16 protein-coding genes and 1 riboswitch are annotated in these 15,405 nt (G+C 40.7%); of the genes, 6 read left to right on the top strand and 10 right to left on the bottom strand.

Going from position 1 to position 15,405, the window contains the following annotated elements:
- Window position 1 precedes the first annotated feature (1 nt).
- The 4 genes from K5Q58_RS05805 to K5Q58_RS05790 all read right to left on the bottom strand — a co-directional run bounded on the left by K5Q58_RS05805 (window position 2) and on the right by K5Q58_RS05790 (window position 1,893).
- Complete coding sequence (locus K5Q58_RS05805) at window positions 2–694, bottom strand: aromatic aminobenezylarsenical efflux permease ArsG family transporter (RefSeq protein WP_220753012.1); 693 nt, start codon at window positions 692–694, stop codon at window positions 2–4.
- Window positions 687–1,211 (bottom strand): nitrophenyl compound nitroreductase subunit ArsF family protein, encoded by a 525-nt coding sequence (locus K5Q58_RS05800; RefSeq protein WP_220753011.1) that lies wholly within the window; start codon window positions 1,209–1,211, stop codon window positions 687–689. The genes K5Q58_RS05805 and K5Q58_RS05800 overlap by 8 nt, the downstream gene beginning before the upstream one ends.
- A gap of 18 nt (window positions 1,212–1,229) precedes the next feature.
- Complete coding sequence (locus K5Q58_RS05795) at window positions 1,230–1,469, bottom strand: thioredoxin family protein (protein ID WP_220753010.1); 240 nt, start codon at window positions 1,467–1,469, stop codon at window positions 1,230–1,232.
- 100 nt (window positions 1,470–1,569) lie between these two features.
- The gene (locus K5Q58_RS05790) at window positions 1,570–1,893 is read right to left on the bottom strand and encodes a metalloregulator ArsR/SmtB family transcription factor (protein ID WP_220753009.1); all 324 of its coding nucleotides are present in this window, start codon (window positions 1,891–1,893) and stop codon (window positions 1,570–1,572) included.
- A gap of 380 nt (window positions 1,894–2,273) precedes the next feature.
- Between K5Q58_RS05790 and K5Q58_RS05785 the strand changes: the two genes are divergently transcribed.
- On the top strand, window positions 2,274–4,343 hold the full coding sequence (locus tag K5Q58_RS05785; RefSeq protein WP_220753008.1) for a S9 family peptidase: 2,070 nt from the start codon (window positions 2,274–2,276) through the stop codon (window positions 4,341–4,343).
- 99 nt (window positions 4,344–4,442) lie between these two features.
- On the opposite strand, the gene K5Q58_RS05780 is transcribed toward K5Q58_RS05785, so the two are convergent.
- Window positions 4,443–4,808, bottom strand: a complete 366-nt coding sequence (locus K5Q58_RS05780; protein WP_220753007.1) for a PleD family two-component system response regulator — start codon at window positions 4,806–4,808, stop codon at window positions 4,443–4,445.
- Window positions 4,809–5,006: 198 nt separating this feature from the next.
- Window positions 5,007–5,306 carry a hypothetical protein gene (locus K5Q58_RS05775; protein WP_220753006.1) on the bottom strand — a complete coding sequence of 100 codons (300 nt, stop codon included), beginning with the start codon at window positions 5,304–5,306 and terminating at the stop codon, window positions 5,007–5,009.
- Window positions 5,307–5,593: 287 nt separating this feature from the next.
- On the opposite strand from K5Q58_RS05775, the gene K5Q58_RS05770 reads away from it, so the two are divergent.
- The 3 genes from K5Q58_RS05770 (at window position 5,594) to K5Q58_RS05760 (ending at window position 8,517) form a co-directional block, all read left to right on the top strand.
- Window positions 5,594–6,511, top strand: a complete 918-nt coding sequence (locus K5Q58_RS05770) for a hypothetical protein (RefSeq protein WP_220753005.1) — start codon at window positions 5,594–5,596, stop codon at window positions 6,509–6,511.
- A 35-nt stretch (window positions 6,512–6,546) separates the two neighbouring features.
- Window positions 6,547–7,425, top strand: a complete 879-nt coding sequence (locus tag K5Q58_RS05765) for a LysR family transcriptional regulator (protein ID WP_220753004.1) — start codon at window positions 6,547–6,549, stop codon at window positions 7,423–7,425.
- 189 nt (window positions 7,426–7,614) lie between these two features.
- Complete coding sequence (locus K5Q58_RS05760; protein ID WP_220753003.1) at window positions 7,615–8,517, top strand: cation transporter; 903 nt, start codon at window positions 7,615–7,617, stop codon at window positions 8,515–8,517.
- 53 nt (window positions 8,518–8,570) lie between these two features.
- Here K5Q58_RS05760 and K5Q58_RS05755 read toward each other — a convergent pair whose 3' ends face one another.
- Window positions 8,571–10,082 (bottom strand): BCCT family transporter, encoded by a 1,512-nt coding sequence (locus K5Q58_RS05755; RefSeq protein WP_220753002.1) that lies wholly within the window; start codon window positions 10,080–10,082, stop codon window positions 8,571–8,573.
- 365 nt (window positions 10,083–10,447) lie between these two features.
- On the opposite strand from K5Q58_RS05755, the gene K5Q58_RS05750 reads away from it, so the two are divergent.
- The gene (locus tag K5Q58_RS05750; protein WP_259651254.1) at window positions 10,448–11,137 is read left to right on the top strand and encodes an ABC transporter substrate-binding protein; all 690 of its coding nucleotides are present in this window, start codon (window positions 10,448–10,450) and stop codon (window positions 11,135–11,137) included.
- 90 nt (window positions 11,138–11,227) lie between these two features.
- Here the strand turns inward: K5Q58_RS05750 and K5Q58_RS05745 are convergent, their stop codons facing one another.
- Together K5Q58_RS05745 and K5Q58_RS05740 are read right to left on the bottom strand one after the other, a co-directional pair.
- Complete coding sequence (locus K5Q58_RS05745; RefSeq protein WP_220753000.1) at window positions 11,228–12,607, bottom strand: sodium:alanine symporter family protein; 1,380 nt, start codon at window positions 12,605–12,607, stop codon at window positions 11,228–11,230.
- Window positions 12,608–12,774: 167 nt separating this feature from the next.
- Window positions 12,775–12,902: riboswitch (glycine riboswitch) on the bottom strand.
- Window positions 12,903–13,257: 355 nt separating this feature from the next.
- Window positions 13,258–13,635 carry a DUF805 domain-containing protein gene (locus tag K5Q58_RS05740; protein WP_065109710.1) on the bottom strand — a complete coding sequence of 126 codons (378 nt, stop codon included), beginning with the start codon at window positions 13,633–13,635 and terminating at the stop codon, window positions 13,258–13,260.
- 208 nt (window positions 13,636–13,843) lie between these two features.
- On the opposite strand from K5Q58_RS05740, the gene K5Q58_RS05735 reads away from it, so the two are divergent.
- Window positions 13,844–14,113 (top strand): DUF6482 family protein, encoded by a 270-nt coding sequence (locus K5Q58_RS05735; protein WP_220752999.1) that lies wholly within the window; start codon window positions 13,844–13,846, stop codon window positions 14,111–14,113.
- Between the two features lie 93 nt (window positions 14,114–14,206).
- Here K5Q58_RS05735 and K5Q58_RS05730 read toward each other — a convergent pair whose 3' ends face one another.
- Window positions 14,207–15,331: a GGDEF domain-containing protein gene (locus tag K5Q58_RS05730; protein WP_220752998.1), complete on the bottom strand. Its 1,125-nt coding sequence runs from the start codon at window positions 15,329–15,331 to the stop codon at window positions 14,207–14,209.
- Window positions 15,332–15,405: the final 74 nt, after the last annotated feature.

Here is a 15,405-nt window from a genome sequence, read left to right as displayed (position 1 = left end):
GCTACCTCATTAATGGAATTAAGTAATACCAGCAGTAATAACACCCTGCTGCGATAAAAATGGCACCAGACAGCCGTCGGGTGATTTTTTCGATGAGAGTCACTTGTTTAAACAGTGTCGCCACTTTTACAGTGCCTAGTTGCAGTAACAAGGCAAAAATAAGTACAGGTAGCGCAGTGCCTACGCCATAGGCTGCGGGTAACCAAAAGCTGGATTGCTGAGCCATAGCTAAAGGTAGAAGCGATGCAAAAAATAGTGCTGCAGATGTCGGGCAAAATGATAAAGCAAATATACTGCCTAAACTGAATGCACCGATTTGACCACGCTTGGCTAAGCGTTGCTGTAATTGATTGGAGATCGACCAATTGGATGTCGGCAGACTAATCCAACCAAACAAGCAGGCACCGACAAATAGCAGTATAGGCCCCAATATCATGTTCATTTGGGTCTGCAAGAAGTTTGAAATTTGTGGCGCAGACATCGCACTGTGTAACAGTAAAGCTGCTAACACTATGTAGCTCAGCATACGTCCAGCACTGTATGATGCTCCCATCAGCATTGACTGCGTGGGTTTCTCAACTTGCTTACTCAAAAATGACACTGCGGCAATATTTGAGGCCAGTGGACACGGTGAGATTGAGGTAAGCACTCCAAACCACAGTGCGCTGGCTAATACCAACAGCCATTCAACCATGGGTTAAAGTCTCTGAAGTGTTGACACTTAGACCATGGGCTTGGCGAGAGTCGGTAAGTTCGCCGATTTGTTGATACAGATAATGAGTGAAACTTTGCTGATCTTTAATTAATTCCCATACGCGATCTAAGCGGCGGTATTGTAATGTTTCACCGTCTTTTTCGATTGCAATGACCACTGAGCGAGTGATCAATTGGAAGTCTTCAATGAAGTGCTCATTGCCTTTTGTTTCAAGGTTAATCGTCGAGAGAGTCACATCGCCTTGCTTAATTTGCTCCGTAAAACCGGAGCTAATAGCTTGATTAGTATACTTCTCAATTAGCTTGCAAGAAGTGCAGCGCACATTGCCGTGGAAGTAGTAAACATTAAGTGTTTGGTTGTTTGTCATTTCCACTGCTGGTGGGAAGATTGTTATTTCTGTTGCTGCTTGAGCTTGAACATTAATCTGCATTGCAGCAAAGCTACAAATAACCGCAAGTGGCAGTAGCCATTTAGACACTGTTGTTCGAATATTCATGACGTATCCTTTTAATGACTAGTGAGACTGCGTGAGAATGTTTTCAATCTCATCAGAGGATGGCACAGTGCCTGCCGTAATGACTTTGTGGTTAATCACAATCGCTGGAGTCGACATCACCCCATAATCTAAAATCTTTGCCATATCGGTGACTTTCTCAATGTCAGCTTTGACACCTAAACGCTCAGCAACTGCTGATACGTCGTTGGCTAAATTAGTACATTTTTTACAACCACTTCCGAGTATTTCAATTTTCATTTGTTATTCCTCTACTTCTTTTCTTAGGAACGGGCTAATCAGCGAAGAAGTCAATTAACCAGAGTTTTATTAATTACTTATGGTCGTGAAGGCTTAAGGTTTATGGTTTAAGTAATGCAGCTTGTTTTTTGGCGTTCTTTTCAATAACGGTTTCTACGCAGTCGAACATTTTCAGCAAACATGGCGTCTCAAGGCGGTAAAATATTTTTTTCCCCTCGCGTCGGCTGCTGATAATGCCCGCTTGTTTTAGTACTGAAAGGTGTTTGGATACCGTCGAAATATCAGCATTAACACCGTCAGTTAAATCACAAACGCAGCGTTCATTTTGTTGCAGCTGTTCTAGTAACCATAAGCGGGTTGGGTGCGCTAATGCCTTAAGAACAGCTGATCGCGCATCCAGCCTTAATTGCTCTTGTTCAGTCATTGCAAAGTCCTTTCTGGTTGAAATGTGATAAAACATTTTGTTATTTGGCAAAATAGCCAAATGTATGAAGGGAGGCAAACATATTGATGATGTTTAGTACGAAATTTTGATCAATGTATCAATTTGATGTGGGATGATATATGAGTGAAAAGTAAACAACAGTTTGCTAATGCGATTGATGCTAAGTGGAATAGTGCGGTTTAAGCTTTATTTAATTGTTAAGTATGACAATGGATTTATGCTGATGTAACAAGGGTGATGGTTGTCCCGTTCTCTCGTTGTTAATTCGATTAACATTCATCACTAGCTGTACTGACTGGCATTACGAAAAAATGCTAGTAATGAAGAAAATAACAATAAATAAATCAAGGAGTCCTCTCGTGAAGAAAGTTGGGATAGTGCTCATGTGCTTGTTGATGCCTGCGGCATCAATAGCGGCAGAGCCAACAAAATCAGCGCTTTCAGTGCAAAATAAAGCGGAACAAGATACTACCTTATCGGTTGATGTGCTTTGGAAATTAAGTCGAATTGGTAATCCAATTATTTCATCAAATGGCGAATATATTATCGCCCCAGTGACTCAGTACAATGTGCCTGAAGACAAAGGCGCCACTCAGTTGTGGTTATTTGATCAAGACGGTAAAGGTCAACGCGCGTTGACCGCAGAAGGGCAACGTGCAAGTGAAGCGACGTTCTCTCCTGACGGTAAAACACTCGCGTTTATCAGTAAGCGTAATAAAGATGATGCTGGTCAAGTGTATTTATTACCAATGGACAAAGCGGGTGAAGCTCAGCGATTAACCAATGTGCCAGGTGGCGTTAAAGGCCTTAAATGGGTTGGTGATAATGTTTACTTCATTAGCCGTATCTTCCCTGGTAAAAATTGGGACGAAATGGCAACTCAGCTAAAAGCGAATAAAGACAATAAAGTCTCTGCGCACCAGTGGAATGCACTGCCATTTTCAAGTTTTGATCACTGGATTGAAGAAGACCGTGAAGCTCATGTATTTCGTATTCCAGCTAAAGGTGGCGAAGTAGAAGCGATTACTCAGCCATTGAATAAGCAACTGCCGCGATCATCGCAAAGCAGTGGCAACTACGACATTTCACCTGACGAGCAACTAATTGCGTTTAATAGTAATGGTTGGGCGAATCAGGTTGATCCAAAAATTGATATTTTCATGGCGAAAATTGGCAGTGGTAAAGTGGTAAACTTAACCCCTAAAAATGAAGCGCCAGATTCAAGCCCAACGTTTAGCCCAGATGGAAAAACGTTAGCCTTTACTCGCCAGCTGATCCACGGCTTTTATGCAGACACTGCTAACCTTGTGTTATTGGATGTGAAAAAGCGCACAGAACGTGTGATCACCACTGACTGGGATCGCTCTGTTGCCCGCTTTAGCTGGACGGCTGATAGCAAAGGGTTTTACGCAGCGATTGACGATGCTGCAACTCGACGCATTTTTCATATCAATGCTAAAAATGGCAAAGTGAAACCGATTACTAAACAAACCAACTTCGGTGCGCCATCTATAGCTAACGACGGTACTATCGTCGCCGCTAACGACAGTTTTTTGTACCCAGCCCGTCTAGTTAAAATTAACCCAAGCAATGGTAAAACTACGCGTTTAGACAGCTTTAACGATGACATCTTAGCTGATGTTGATATGGGTACCTACGAGTCAGTGACCTACAAAGGTTATAACGACCAAGACGTACAAATGTGGGTTCATTACCCTCCAGGGTTTGATAAAAGCAAAAAGTATCCGTTAATGATGCTGATCCACGGTGGTCCTCATAGTGCTATTTCTGATGGTTTCCATTACCGCTGGAATGCACAAACATTTGCTTCTTGGGGTTACGTAACGGCATGGCCTAACTTCCACGGCTCTAACAGTTTTGGTCAAGATTATACTGACAGCATTAACCCTGACTGGAAAAATAAGTCGTTGGAAGATGTATTCAAAGCGACTGATTGGTTTAAAGCGAAAGACTGGATCGATAACGATCGTTTAGTAGCAGGTGGTGCAAGCTACGGTGGTTACTTATCATCGATTATTTTAGGTCAAAAAGATCAGCCGTTTAATGCATTATTTATTCATGCTGCGGTATATAACATGTACTCGCAAATGGCTGCTGATTTCTCGGTGCACAGCACTCGCTTTGGCGATTACTGGGATAATCCTGAGATCTACAAATCAATTTCGCCACATTACGGCGCTGAAAACTTTGATACGCCGACATTAGTGGTACATGGTCAGTTAGATTACCGCGTGCCTGTAGGCCAAGGTTTTGAGTTATTCCGTACCTTGCAAACCAAAGGTATTGAATCACGGATGATTTATTTCCCAGATGAAAACCACTGGATCATGAAGCCAAATAACTCAATTTACTGGTACAACGAAGTTGAGAAATGGATGAACCAGCACGCAGAACCTGGCGCTAAATAAGCACTGATTTCATACGTTAAAAATGTAAAAACGCCGCAATGAAAAATCATTACGGCGTTTTTTATAAATGATGCTTTCTGACTAATAACTAAAAAGTGCTTACGCTAGATACATATCTACCATCTTTTGCACCGCATTTGGCAAGATAGGTTTAGTAAGGTAATCATTTGCACCCAGTTTTAATGCAAAATCTTGATCTGATTCTTCAACTAATGAGCTAACGACCACAATAGGCACGTCTGCATTAGGTGTTTGTTCTTTGACATACTTCAATACTTGATAACCATTGATATCGGGCATGGTGATATCTAAGAAGATTAAATCTGGCTTTACCGATGACAGTAGTTCAATAGCGCCATCACCTGAATTGGCCGTCAATACAAGATAATCATCCCCTAAAATGGCAAGCAACATGCTAGTACATACTGGATCATCATCAATAACGACTATTTTGGATTTTTCCATTCTTGCCTCACTTAGGTACATTTTATTTTGTCGATTATATGACCATTGTATTGAAGTTATTTTTAATTACTAGGCTTCAATTAAGCATAGAGCATTGGCTAACTTGATGAAAGCTTTAAGGTAAGAGTATTAAAGATCACTTTGAACGCGATAGGGAGTTATGTGGGGAGGCATGCTTTTTTTTGGGGGGTACGCTATTTATTCTTTTTGCAGATAGTCGCGATATTTATCAATCACTCCATTTCTATCTAATCCACGCTTGACGTTTTTACACAGTTTGCCGAAACGACTGATTTCACCTAGCTGTGGGGTATCACCATTATTGATTGCAGCTTCCCAGTAACTGATTTCACTATCGACCAATTCTAATAACTTTTTCGGGCAACCTTGGCAGCTCCCCTCGGGGCCACATACGAAGGTCTCGGGCTCGGTTAACGGAAACTCGGACTTGACTTGCGATATGATATTTTGCATGGCTGTGGTGCGATCTGGTTTCATGTCAAACTCTACCCAGTAACAATATAAGGTAATGGAACTATGTAGCTATATTAGTGTATTAGTCATAAATCTGAGGCTAAAGTTCAAAGTTCAAAGTTCAAAGTTCAAAGTTCAAAGTTCAAAGTTCAAAGTTCAAAGTTCAAAGTTCAAAGTTCAAAGCTCAAAGCTCAAAACTCAAAACTCAAAGCTCAAAGCTAGAGCCTAAAGCGTAATGATGCTGAACAAGCTAAATATAAGTGATATTCTGCAGGCGAAATAACAATAATAAATACCCTTATGGAAGTACGATGACTATGTTCAAACCTAGGCTCAACAGTTCTATTTTTAACCGATTAATACTATGGATAGGCATAGGCATTTCTTGCTTTTCGCTGCCAGCTATTGCCGATAATTTTTATGCCAATCAAGTTTTGCAGCAACAAGCGCCACATGCTTTTGCACTGCAACCTCAAAGTGAAGCATTTTTAGCACCGGCCTATGAGATAACGCTAGCTCATGCGAACAATTTAGTTGGACTCATTGCACAAGATAAGGCCTTAACTCAGGCAATAAAAAATTGGCCTCATTTAACCATGGATGATCAAATTCCATGGCTTAAAAAAGTATTCGAATTAGCAGTGAAAAGCTTTGGAACCCAAGCGCCGAAGTTGATAATTGATAATCATAGCTACCCTAAAAAAATGGTCTATTTTGACTTCGATGTTGAAGTGGTCGGCAATGGTATTGTGTATTTAAATCCTGAGAAATTATCCGAAGAAGAGGCTTTTGCCTCGTTGGCCTTTTTAATCCATGAAACTCGGCATTCATATCAATTTCAGCGCGCAATGGCTGGAGAGGGAGATGTTGTTTCACAAGGTTATTTAGCTGCATTTACTGCACAGAAACAATTAACAGGCTTTGGCTTTAGTGATTTTTTAACCTTGCTTAATGAATATGAAGCCTTTCAATATGGCAACTATGTCATTGGTCAGTTGACTGATTGGCAAGTGGATATGATTAATATGGGCACGTTTGCTAGTCAATACGATAGCCACGGCCAGTTAAAAATTGATTTACAAGCCATGGCCGCGCAAACTAAGTTTATAGAAGCTAAGCCTATAAAAAATGGGGCATTACAGAATGGCTCGGAAACAAATAATCAGCTGAGCTTATTGGAACAATATAATCAATTAGCTCAAACACAATACCAACTTCGTCAGCAGTAACTATCGAAGTTTAATTGGCATCATTCGGTCAATCTATGAATCTTAAGCAGTTAGAAATTTTTTGCGCCATTGCGGATGCTGGGTCGGTGACTGCAGCAGCTAAGCAACTGAATAGCAATCGCACCCAATTGAGCATGGCGATTAAAGCGCTTGAGTCGAGTTTAGAGGCCAAGTTGTTTAACCGTTCTGGCAATAGTTTAGTGCTGTCGGAAGTAGGTAAATCTATCTATAAAGATTGCGAAAGTGTGGTGTCGACTTGTGAACGAATAAAGCAGACCTGCGAGCAAACCATAGATAAGTTTCGCTCTGAAATCTGGCTTGCAAGAGATGACTCTTTTCCTGATGAAGTCTGGCAAACTTTTATTTTAGCCCTCAACAATCACTTTGATGCCACTACTGTGAATACCGTTTTAGCATCTAGCGGTGATTTAGCTAATCTGGTTAATACGGGGCAGGTAGACTTTGCCTTTGGGGTGGATTTTGAACGAGTAGATGATGCCAACACTGACTATTTACCATTGGGTAAGATTCGAATGATGTCGGTATGTGAAAGTCATCACCCTTTGGCCAGTTTAAAACGAGTGTCAGACAGCCAGTTACGGGAATCGATGCAAGCTGTGATGGTGTATTTAAACGACAAAGATAACCCAGAGCTACAGCCTTTTTCCTTAAGGCATATTGGCTTTTCAAGTTTTGAGTACATGCTCAATACCATAGTCTCTGAGAAAGCTTGGGGCGTGTTACCTGAACCGCTTATTCGTCCTCATTTACGTAGTGAAAAATTGGCTGTTATTAAGCACACTTATGGTCTAACCCATGAAGACTATTGCATGTTTTCAATGCCGGGTAGCGCGATACCTGAGCCAGTATCTTGGCTGTGTGATCAGATCAGTGATTACCTGTTTAAGTTCTGATCTCACCGACTAAAATGATACCAACTCACTCAGTGTCAATAATATTGACACTAATATTTAATGTAAGGTATTGATTTTTAGTTATTTAATTAATTGGTTATGCATCATATGGCTTATCAACTTGATGAGCTGTTGAGAAAACAGCCTTGTAAAGCAATACTTATCACAGGTTTTTACTGGTGATAATGAATGCGTGAACAAAATAAAATAGAAGATAAACAATTACTTATTATATCTGCTTTAGCAGCGTTATCGTTTGCTGTTATGGGCGTGGTTGTAGGGTTAATGAGTGGTTCTATTGTCATATTATTTGACGGTGGTTACTCTTTAATTGGATTATTACTCACGATGTTATCGCTTGCTGCTTCTAGTTATATGCGTGGTTCTTCTCGTTCACAATTCGCGTTTGGTAAAGCCATTATTGAACCTATTGTCGTCGCCATTAAAGGGGCGGTGATTTTAATGTTATTAGGCTTTAGTTTGTCATCAGCACTCAATGTCTTTTTAAGTGGTGGTAGAGAAATTGATATGTCATTCGCTGCCGTATTTGGTTTCGTTAATTTGTTTGGTTGTCTCGCAGTATGGTGGTTTTTAGTTAAGCAAAATGAACCGAAACGTTCAGGGTTATTTATTGCTGAAATTAAGCTGTGGAAAATGGACACTGTTGTGAGTGGCGCAGTGTGTGCTGGTTTGATTGTTGGGTTAATTCTTACATATACGCCTTGGTATACCTATGCAGTGTATGCTGACTCCGTAATGATGCTGCTTATCGGAGCGTACTTCATTAAAGTACCATTAATGATGTTAATTGGCGCATTTAGAGAGCTTCTGATGATGAAACCCAGCAAAGAAATCTGTTCATTGGTTCACGAAAGTGTGTCTGAAGCGAATGGTTCAAGCCCGCAGGAATTGATGCTGACAGGAATTGCTAAAGTTGGGCCAGAATTAATGGTGAATATTAACGTTAACCCTAAAAAGTCTCACCAGTTATTGCCTGATTTACATAAGGTAAGGTTAATATTAAATAACAAGCTTGCTCGTCTATCACTGGATGTGAAACTGAATTTAGACATAGTAACCGAAGTGAAATAACAGTTTAAGTTAACTGTTATCAATGAAAAGCCTGATGCTCTCATCAGGCTTTTTTAGTTCAAATTTTTGTTGGTAATTAACACATCCTTTAACCAAAATACGATTTGAGAGCTCATCACTAAAGTAAATGGAATGGCGCCAACAATGGCGATTTGTTTATTTAAATCAACATCGTTAATGGTCACAAGCGCAATAGTTATTGCTATTAGCACAATACTCCAAAGCATTTTAGCTATGTGGCTTTCGCTGCCAGTGAGCATACTGGTGATGTATATGGATGAATCAGCACTGGTGATAAGGAAAGTGACTAATAACAATATCGCCGCCACAGATAAAATGCTGCCTAACGGAAAACCGTCGCCACTTAAATGGCTAAAAAAGCTAAATAAACCCAAGGTATACTCTTGATTCACTGCTGCCATCACTTCTGCAGCAAAAGGTTGCGTCAGCACGCTGCCTGCAAAACCTGAGAACCATATAATTGATGTCAATGTAGGTAATAAAATCGTGCAAGACAAAAACTGCCTAATGCTCCGCCCTTTACTTATTCTAGCGATAAAAGGACCAACAAAAGGTGCCCAAGCAATCCACCAAATTAAGTAAATTACAGTCCAACCTTGGCTCCATTTCGCTGGCTCACCAACGCTAAAAGACACTTTAGGCAGTAGTTGCAAGTAACTTACCGTTGATTCCAGCATTAATTTCATGCTGTTAATCGGGTCAACTAGGGCAATCACTACCACTAAAATCGCCACCATAAATAAGGTATTGAATTGACTTAAACGTTTAATGCCTTGGCTGAGTCCTGCAATTGATGACAAGGTAAACAGCACGGCAATAAACAGTATTAAACCAATCCTGAAACTAGCACTGCCAACGTTAAGTCCGACGGCTTGCTCAAGCCCGGTTTGAATTAATGCTACGGTATTGGCGAAGGTGCCGGCCATGCCAAATATGATTGCAACTACCGCGAGTAAATCTAATATGCTCAGCCACTTTGGTTTTTGATCGCTAAAGCTGGCACTGATCCGTAAGCTGCGATTTCGATTATAGGCAAACCATGCCATTACTAAACCTGTCATCGCGTATATGGCCCATGCATGTAATCCCCAATGAAAATAGGTAATGGCTAATGCGCCTGAAACTGATGAAAAGTCATCTTGTAAAAAGGCAGGGGGATTCACAAAGTGATAAACAGGTTCTGCTACACCCCAAAAAATCAGCCCTGACCCCATTCCTGCGGTAAATAACATGGCTATCCAACTAGCAAAATTAAACTCTGTTTTGGCTTGGTCGCCGCCAATGCGTATTTTCCCTATTGGGCTAAAGCAAATAACGGTGGCAACTATTAACAATAAACTGGAAAGTTGAATGAATTGAGAATCAAAGTTTTCAAGGAAAAATTGGGTGAATAAACTAAAGGTTGAGAGTGTCTTATGGGGAAATGTTAGCAATAACCCTGCAATAATAATGACTGGTAAATAAAAGCCTAATTTGGGCGCTATTAAAAGAGGAACTGTTGGCTTCTCTATTGATTTAGCTTGATTGCTATTCGGCGGTTTCAATCTAATCGATATCCATTATTCGAGTCTAAATTTAGATTTTTCACTATGACTTAAAATGTGTTCAGTTTAAAGTCCAATTAGTTAGTTTAGCGCTAGCTGATGTGTTGCAGACTAAGCCTCATAAGCTTTAGGTGGATAAAAGCCTAAATTAAAATAGTGAATCGGATGTATTTGCCATAATAAAGGATGATGTTTTTACGTTACTAACTGAAAAAACACTTAACTATGTTAATAAATTGTTTTACTTTAAATTGTTGATACTATGAAATTTGATGGTAATTTTTTATTGCTTGTACTGTGTGAGGGATAATTATTTGAAAAAAATCATCCAGTTTACTGTGACTGCTATTATCTGTTTTTTCTCAATGAACAGTGCTGCGACAATCCTCAAATATAATGTGAATGGTTCTAGCTCATGGGTGCCTTATTACATTCCTGAACAAGTAGAAAATTCCGGGATTTTAGGTGAGCTTGTGCCGCAAATATTGTCTATGGCTGAGATTAAAGTCGAAAAACATAACTTTCCTCCCAAACGCACGAATCAAGCATTAGAAAAGGGATTATTAGATTTTGATTTTGTCAGTCCAAGTTGGTTTCCAAAAGGTGATATGGGCGAGCTATTCATTCAATCTGAGCCTATCCTCAATATTCAAGAAAACATCATCACTTTAAAGCAAAATAAATCCCAATGGGCCGATATTACTATGATTGAAGGTGAGCCCATTGGCACTGTGAGAGGGTATCTTTATCATGATGATGATGCCTTTACTCGGGTTGATTTTGGTTCTGAGAAACAACTGATTAAAGCCTTACATAAACAGCGTGTCCAAGCGGCAATATCAGGGGATTTACCTGCATTATATTGGGCCAAAAAATTAAGCATGCCCATTGCGTTAGCGTCAGTGCATTCAAGAGGAGTGTTAGTGATGCGCCTTCGTAAAGAACACAGTGAAATGATGCCGCAAATTAATCGTGCTATTGCTCAACTGAAGACTGATGGCACTATTCAAGCGTTAGTGGATAAATACACCAAAGCAGAACAATATCAGCAGTAATAAACTGATATTGCTCGACGGGTGTTATTTTAATAATGCCAAAAGCTTAGCTATTTAATGACTTATCTATTAGTGATTAAATAAGTCACACTAGTTACTTTTCGCTGGCGCAGGTTGGGATATTTGGCGCTTTTTCTTGTCAAAATAATGATTGGTTTCAGTCAAAATCACATGTCTTAAGCCTATCAACGCAATCAGGTTAGGGATAGCCATGAGTCCATTTACGGTATCTGCTAGCATCCAGATTAAATCTAATTGGATAAACGCACCTACTGCAATCAAGCTTAAAAACGTCAGCTGATAAACTTTGATCCCTTTATCACCTAATCGTTGTTGAGTGAGGTAATTCCAGCAGCGTTCGCCATAGTAATGCCAGCCAAGAATAGTGGTGAAGGCGAAGCAAACTAGTGCAATAGTGACAATATATTGGCCAACAATCACCGAGCCACCAGATGCAAATGCGGCGCTGGTCATTGCAGCTCCCGCGGTATCACCATTCCACACCCCAGTAATTATCAGTACTAAGCCTGTCATGGTACAAATTAAAATGGTGTCGAAAAAGGTACCAGTCATGCTGACTAGACCTTGCTCAACAGGTTCATTTGTTTTGGCTGCAGCAGCTGCAATTGGGGCGCTACCTAAGCCAGATTCATTTGAAAATACACCACGAGCAATACCAATTTGAATGGCTTGAGCAACAGTGGCTCCTAAGAATCCACCTGCAGCTGAAATAGGGGTAAAGGCTGAGTGAACCACTAATTCGAGCGCTGGTATAATTTGCTCTGAAAAGCTAAACAGAATCCAAATACACGCTAAGACATAGCCCAGCGCCATTGTAGGCACCAGCTTTTGAGCGACATTTGCAATACGTTTGACGCCGCCCAATGTGACAGCTGCCACCATTGTTGTCAGTACAAGTGCTGTCACCCATGTAGGTACATTAAACGCAATTGTCATGGCATCGCTGATCGCATTAACTTGCGCAAAAGTGCCAATACCAAAAAAGGCCACTCCAACGCCAAATACTGCAAAGATTTTGGCTAGCCATTTAAGGCCAAGTCCTCGCTCAATGTAATACATTGGGCCGCCAGCAATATTGCCTTTGGCATCCGTGGTGCGATATTTAACTGCCAACATACATTCGGCATATTTGGTTGCCATGCCAAAAAATGCGGCTAACCACATCCAAAACAGTGCCCCTGGGCCACCAATTTTTATCGCGGTGGCAACACCAACAATATTACCTGTACCTATGGTTGCCGATAGGGCAGTACACAAGGCTGCAAATGATGATAAGTCGCCTTTGCCTGTTGCAGGTTTGAATAACAAACTTAATGCAAAAGGGAGCTGAAATACTTGTAATAGTTTAAGTCGAATAGTGAGATAAAGACCGGTACCAACCAGTAAACATAGGGTGATAGGGCCCCAAACAATGGCATTGATATCAGCTAATAGCGCGTGAAAATTCATGGTGTTCCTCGAATATTAAACAACAAAATTAATATGGAGGAGGAAAAGATATGGCTGATCAGTGGTACTGAGGCAAAAGAGGGCACAGTATTCAGCTTACTGAGTGGGTACAGTTAGGCAAAAGTCAGGCACAGCAAAAACGACAGTGACCATAAATGAATACAGTCATCCTCTCCTCTGTCCTTTTGCCTGAGCGTTTCGCGTGACTGCTTGGCAGTCGCACTTTCGCCTTCGGCGCTATAATGACAATCGCTTACGAACAGCGTTTGCTTACAGTCTCTCCAGAGGCTCGTCCAGTAACAGTCCTCACCACAATGTGGCACCTGAAAGAGTGCTTTACTAGCGGATAATCCACTAACTAAAGTTGCCTCGTCGGTGTGGGGTTAGTCCCCACTCTCCTGCTACCTTCATCCGAACGGATCTTTTTGAATATGCTTGTTAAGTAACCCAAGTCATTCTTCAAAAAGGGCATTTAGCATGCGGGATATCACTGAATGGCTCAAGAGATGCGGATCACAGTTTGATATTGAGGGTGTTTACCTGCAGTTAATTTGCACAGGGGATAGTGAAAGGGGGTAATAAATAGGCAGTAACAAACAGACAGTAAGTTAACTCACTGCCCATAGCGTTGAACTTGTGTATTTCAAAGATTAGATTTCGACTTCGTTACCTTTAGGATTAGGGCCAAAGCGATTGGTTTCCTCTTGGCTGTCAGACACAAAGAAATACAATAATATCAATGCGCCGATAAGCGGTATAAGCGCAATGAGGATCCACCACCCCGAACGATCAGTGTCATGAAGGCGACGCACAGATACCCCAAGGGCTGGTAAGAATACCGCTAGAGAATAAATGCCACTTAATAACCCGTAACCCGTTTCTTGGTTAAGCGTGCCTGTAATGTTATCCATGATACCTAAAAGTATTCCAGCAATAACATTGAATAATACAAAGAACCAATATTCCTTTCTGCGTGCTCGGTCTTTAAAGTTAATGTAATTCTTCAGTACTTTAATATACCAATCCATGATCATTCCTTGTTAGTTAGCTCACTTTATAATCATATAGTTATATCAGTAATACCTTAGAAAATACATATGTGTACAAGCTGGCTATGGGGGTAATGCAAAACGATTAACGTTAATGCTTTAGCGTATTGATGCTTGTTTTTTGAACTGTTTACGGTTGGCTTACGTAATGCACTTTATGAAGCAAGTTAACTAATGGGTGCACTACATGGAAAATGTTAATCAATCAGGCAATATCGCGACGATTATTGGTGTGGCAGATGCGACTCATTACTTAGTGGGGCTGACAGATGCTGGCAATAACTTTGTTGGCTTAACGGGTCAAGGTGCTGGCGAATGTGTGCATTCAATTGTAGAAGCGAAAGCGCTGCTTAAAAGCCATGACTATTCTGTTGCCAACCTTGAATACCAAACCGCCTACGATGAAATGTGTGGATTAGATAATGTAGGCAAATATCAGCAAGTGATTAACCTGTAGTGAGTTAGGCAAGATTGCGAGCTTTGGTATAGCCGTAGCTAAGCCCCTAGCTATAGATATAGCAAGGTACTAAGCCCGCATCAATTGAGTTAACTAGCAGCAAGCATTAATGCGATTGCGGCCATCAGCTTTAGCGCGATATAGCGCGGTGTCAGCAGCGCACAATAATGCATTTGCCGTTCTAAATTGGCCGTTAACTTCACTAGCGTGACCTTGGCTTACACTGACTGTAACTGAAATATCCAAACCGATATCCATATAGGTCAATGCATTAATGTTTTGCTGTATTAACTGTGCAGTTTGCTGCACTTCTTCGGTATTGCAGTTAGGCATCACTAAAGCAAACTCTTCACCGCCATAGCGTGCTGCGGTGCAATCTTCATTAGGTAAGGCGCTTTTAATTGCTTTGGCTATTTTTTGTAAACAACGATCGCCCATGACATGGCCATGGTTATCATTAAATGATTTAAAGTGGTCAATATCGATGATTAATACACTAATCGGATCGCCTTGTTCAAGGCAGTTTTTCCAATGATGTTTTAAGTCTGCATCAAATACTCTTCTGTTCGCTAATTCAGTTAAACAATCAGTCGATGCCCATTTATAAAGCTGTTGATATTCAGCTCTAAACTGGCTTAAATCTCGTAAAATGATCCCGAACAATGGCGCTATCATCGGAAAATGAGTCACTGACATTTCAACATCAATACTTTGTCCGTTAGATAGATTTAATGTGGTTTCAGTGGGCAAATGGTTTAATGGTCTTGGCGCAATTTGCGAGGCAATAATCATAGATTGATATAATGATTTTTGTGGCTCACACAAATAGGACTGCCAGCGTCGACCGAGCAATGAGTTTACTGAACTTTGAGTTGCGCTATTTTCGCCAAGGTGAGATTTAAAAGCTGAAGCGGTATTGTTTGCTGATTGGCTTAATAATAGTGCGGCAGCGTGAGTGTTAGCCATTTGAATATTACCAAACTCATCGACCACTATCATCGCTTCCATCATATAGTCGACTAAAGTTGATAATGAACTTAGGGCATTTCCACCTAATGGAATGTGATCTGGTTGTTTGGCGAGAGGAATGGTTACTGGATTGACATTATGTTTTGGTGGCTGCTCAATGGCGCCAAAGTGGCCGCCAATGAGCGCATTCATATTCACATGAGAAAACTGATTCAGCTTATTCTCTGCTGTGGAAGTGAGTTGTAACATAACGAGTATCCTTACTAGATTGTTAACATCATCGCAGTAACTGCTTTTTCTAGTTAATACTCTATCGAACTCTG

Source organism: Shewanella sp. KT0246 (assembly GCF_019654955.1).
GTDB lineage: Bacteria > Pseudomonadota > Gammaproteobacteria > Enterobacterales > Shewanellaceae > Shewanella > Shewanella goraebulensis.
This window is presented reverse-complemented; position numbering and strand designations above follow the sequence as displayed.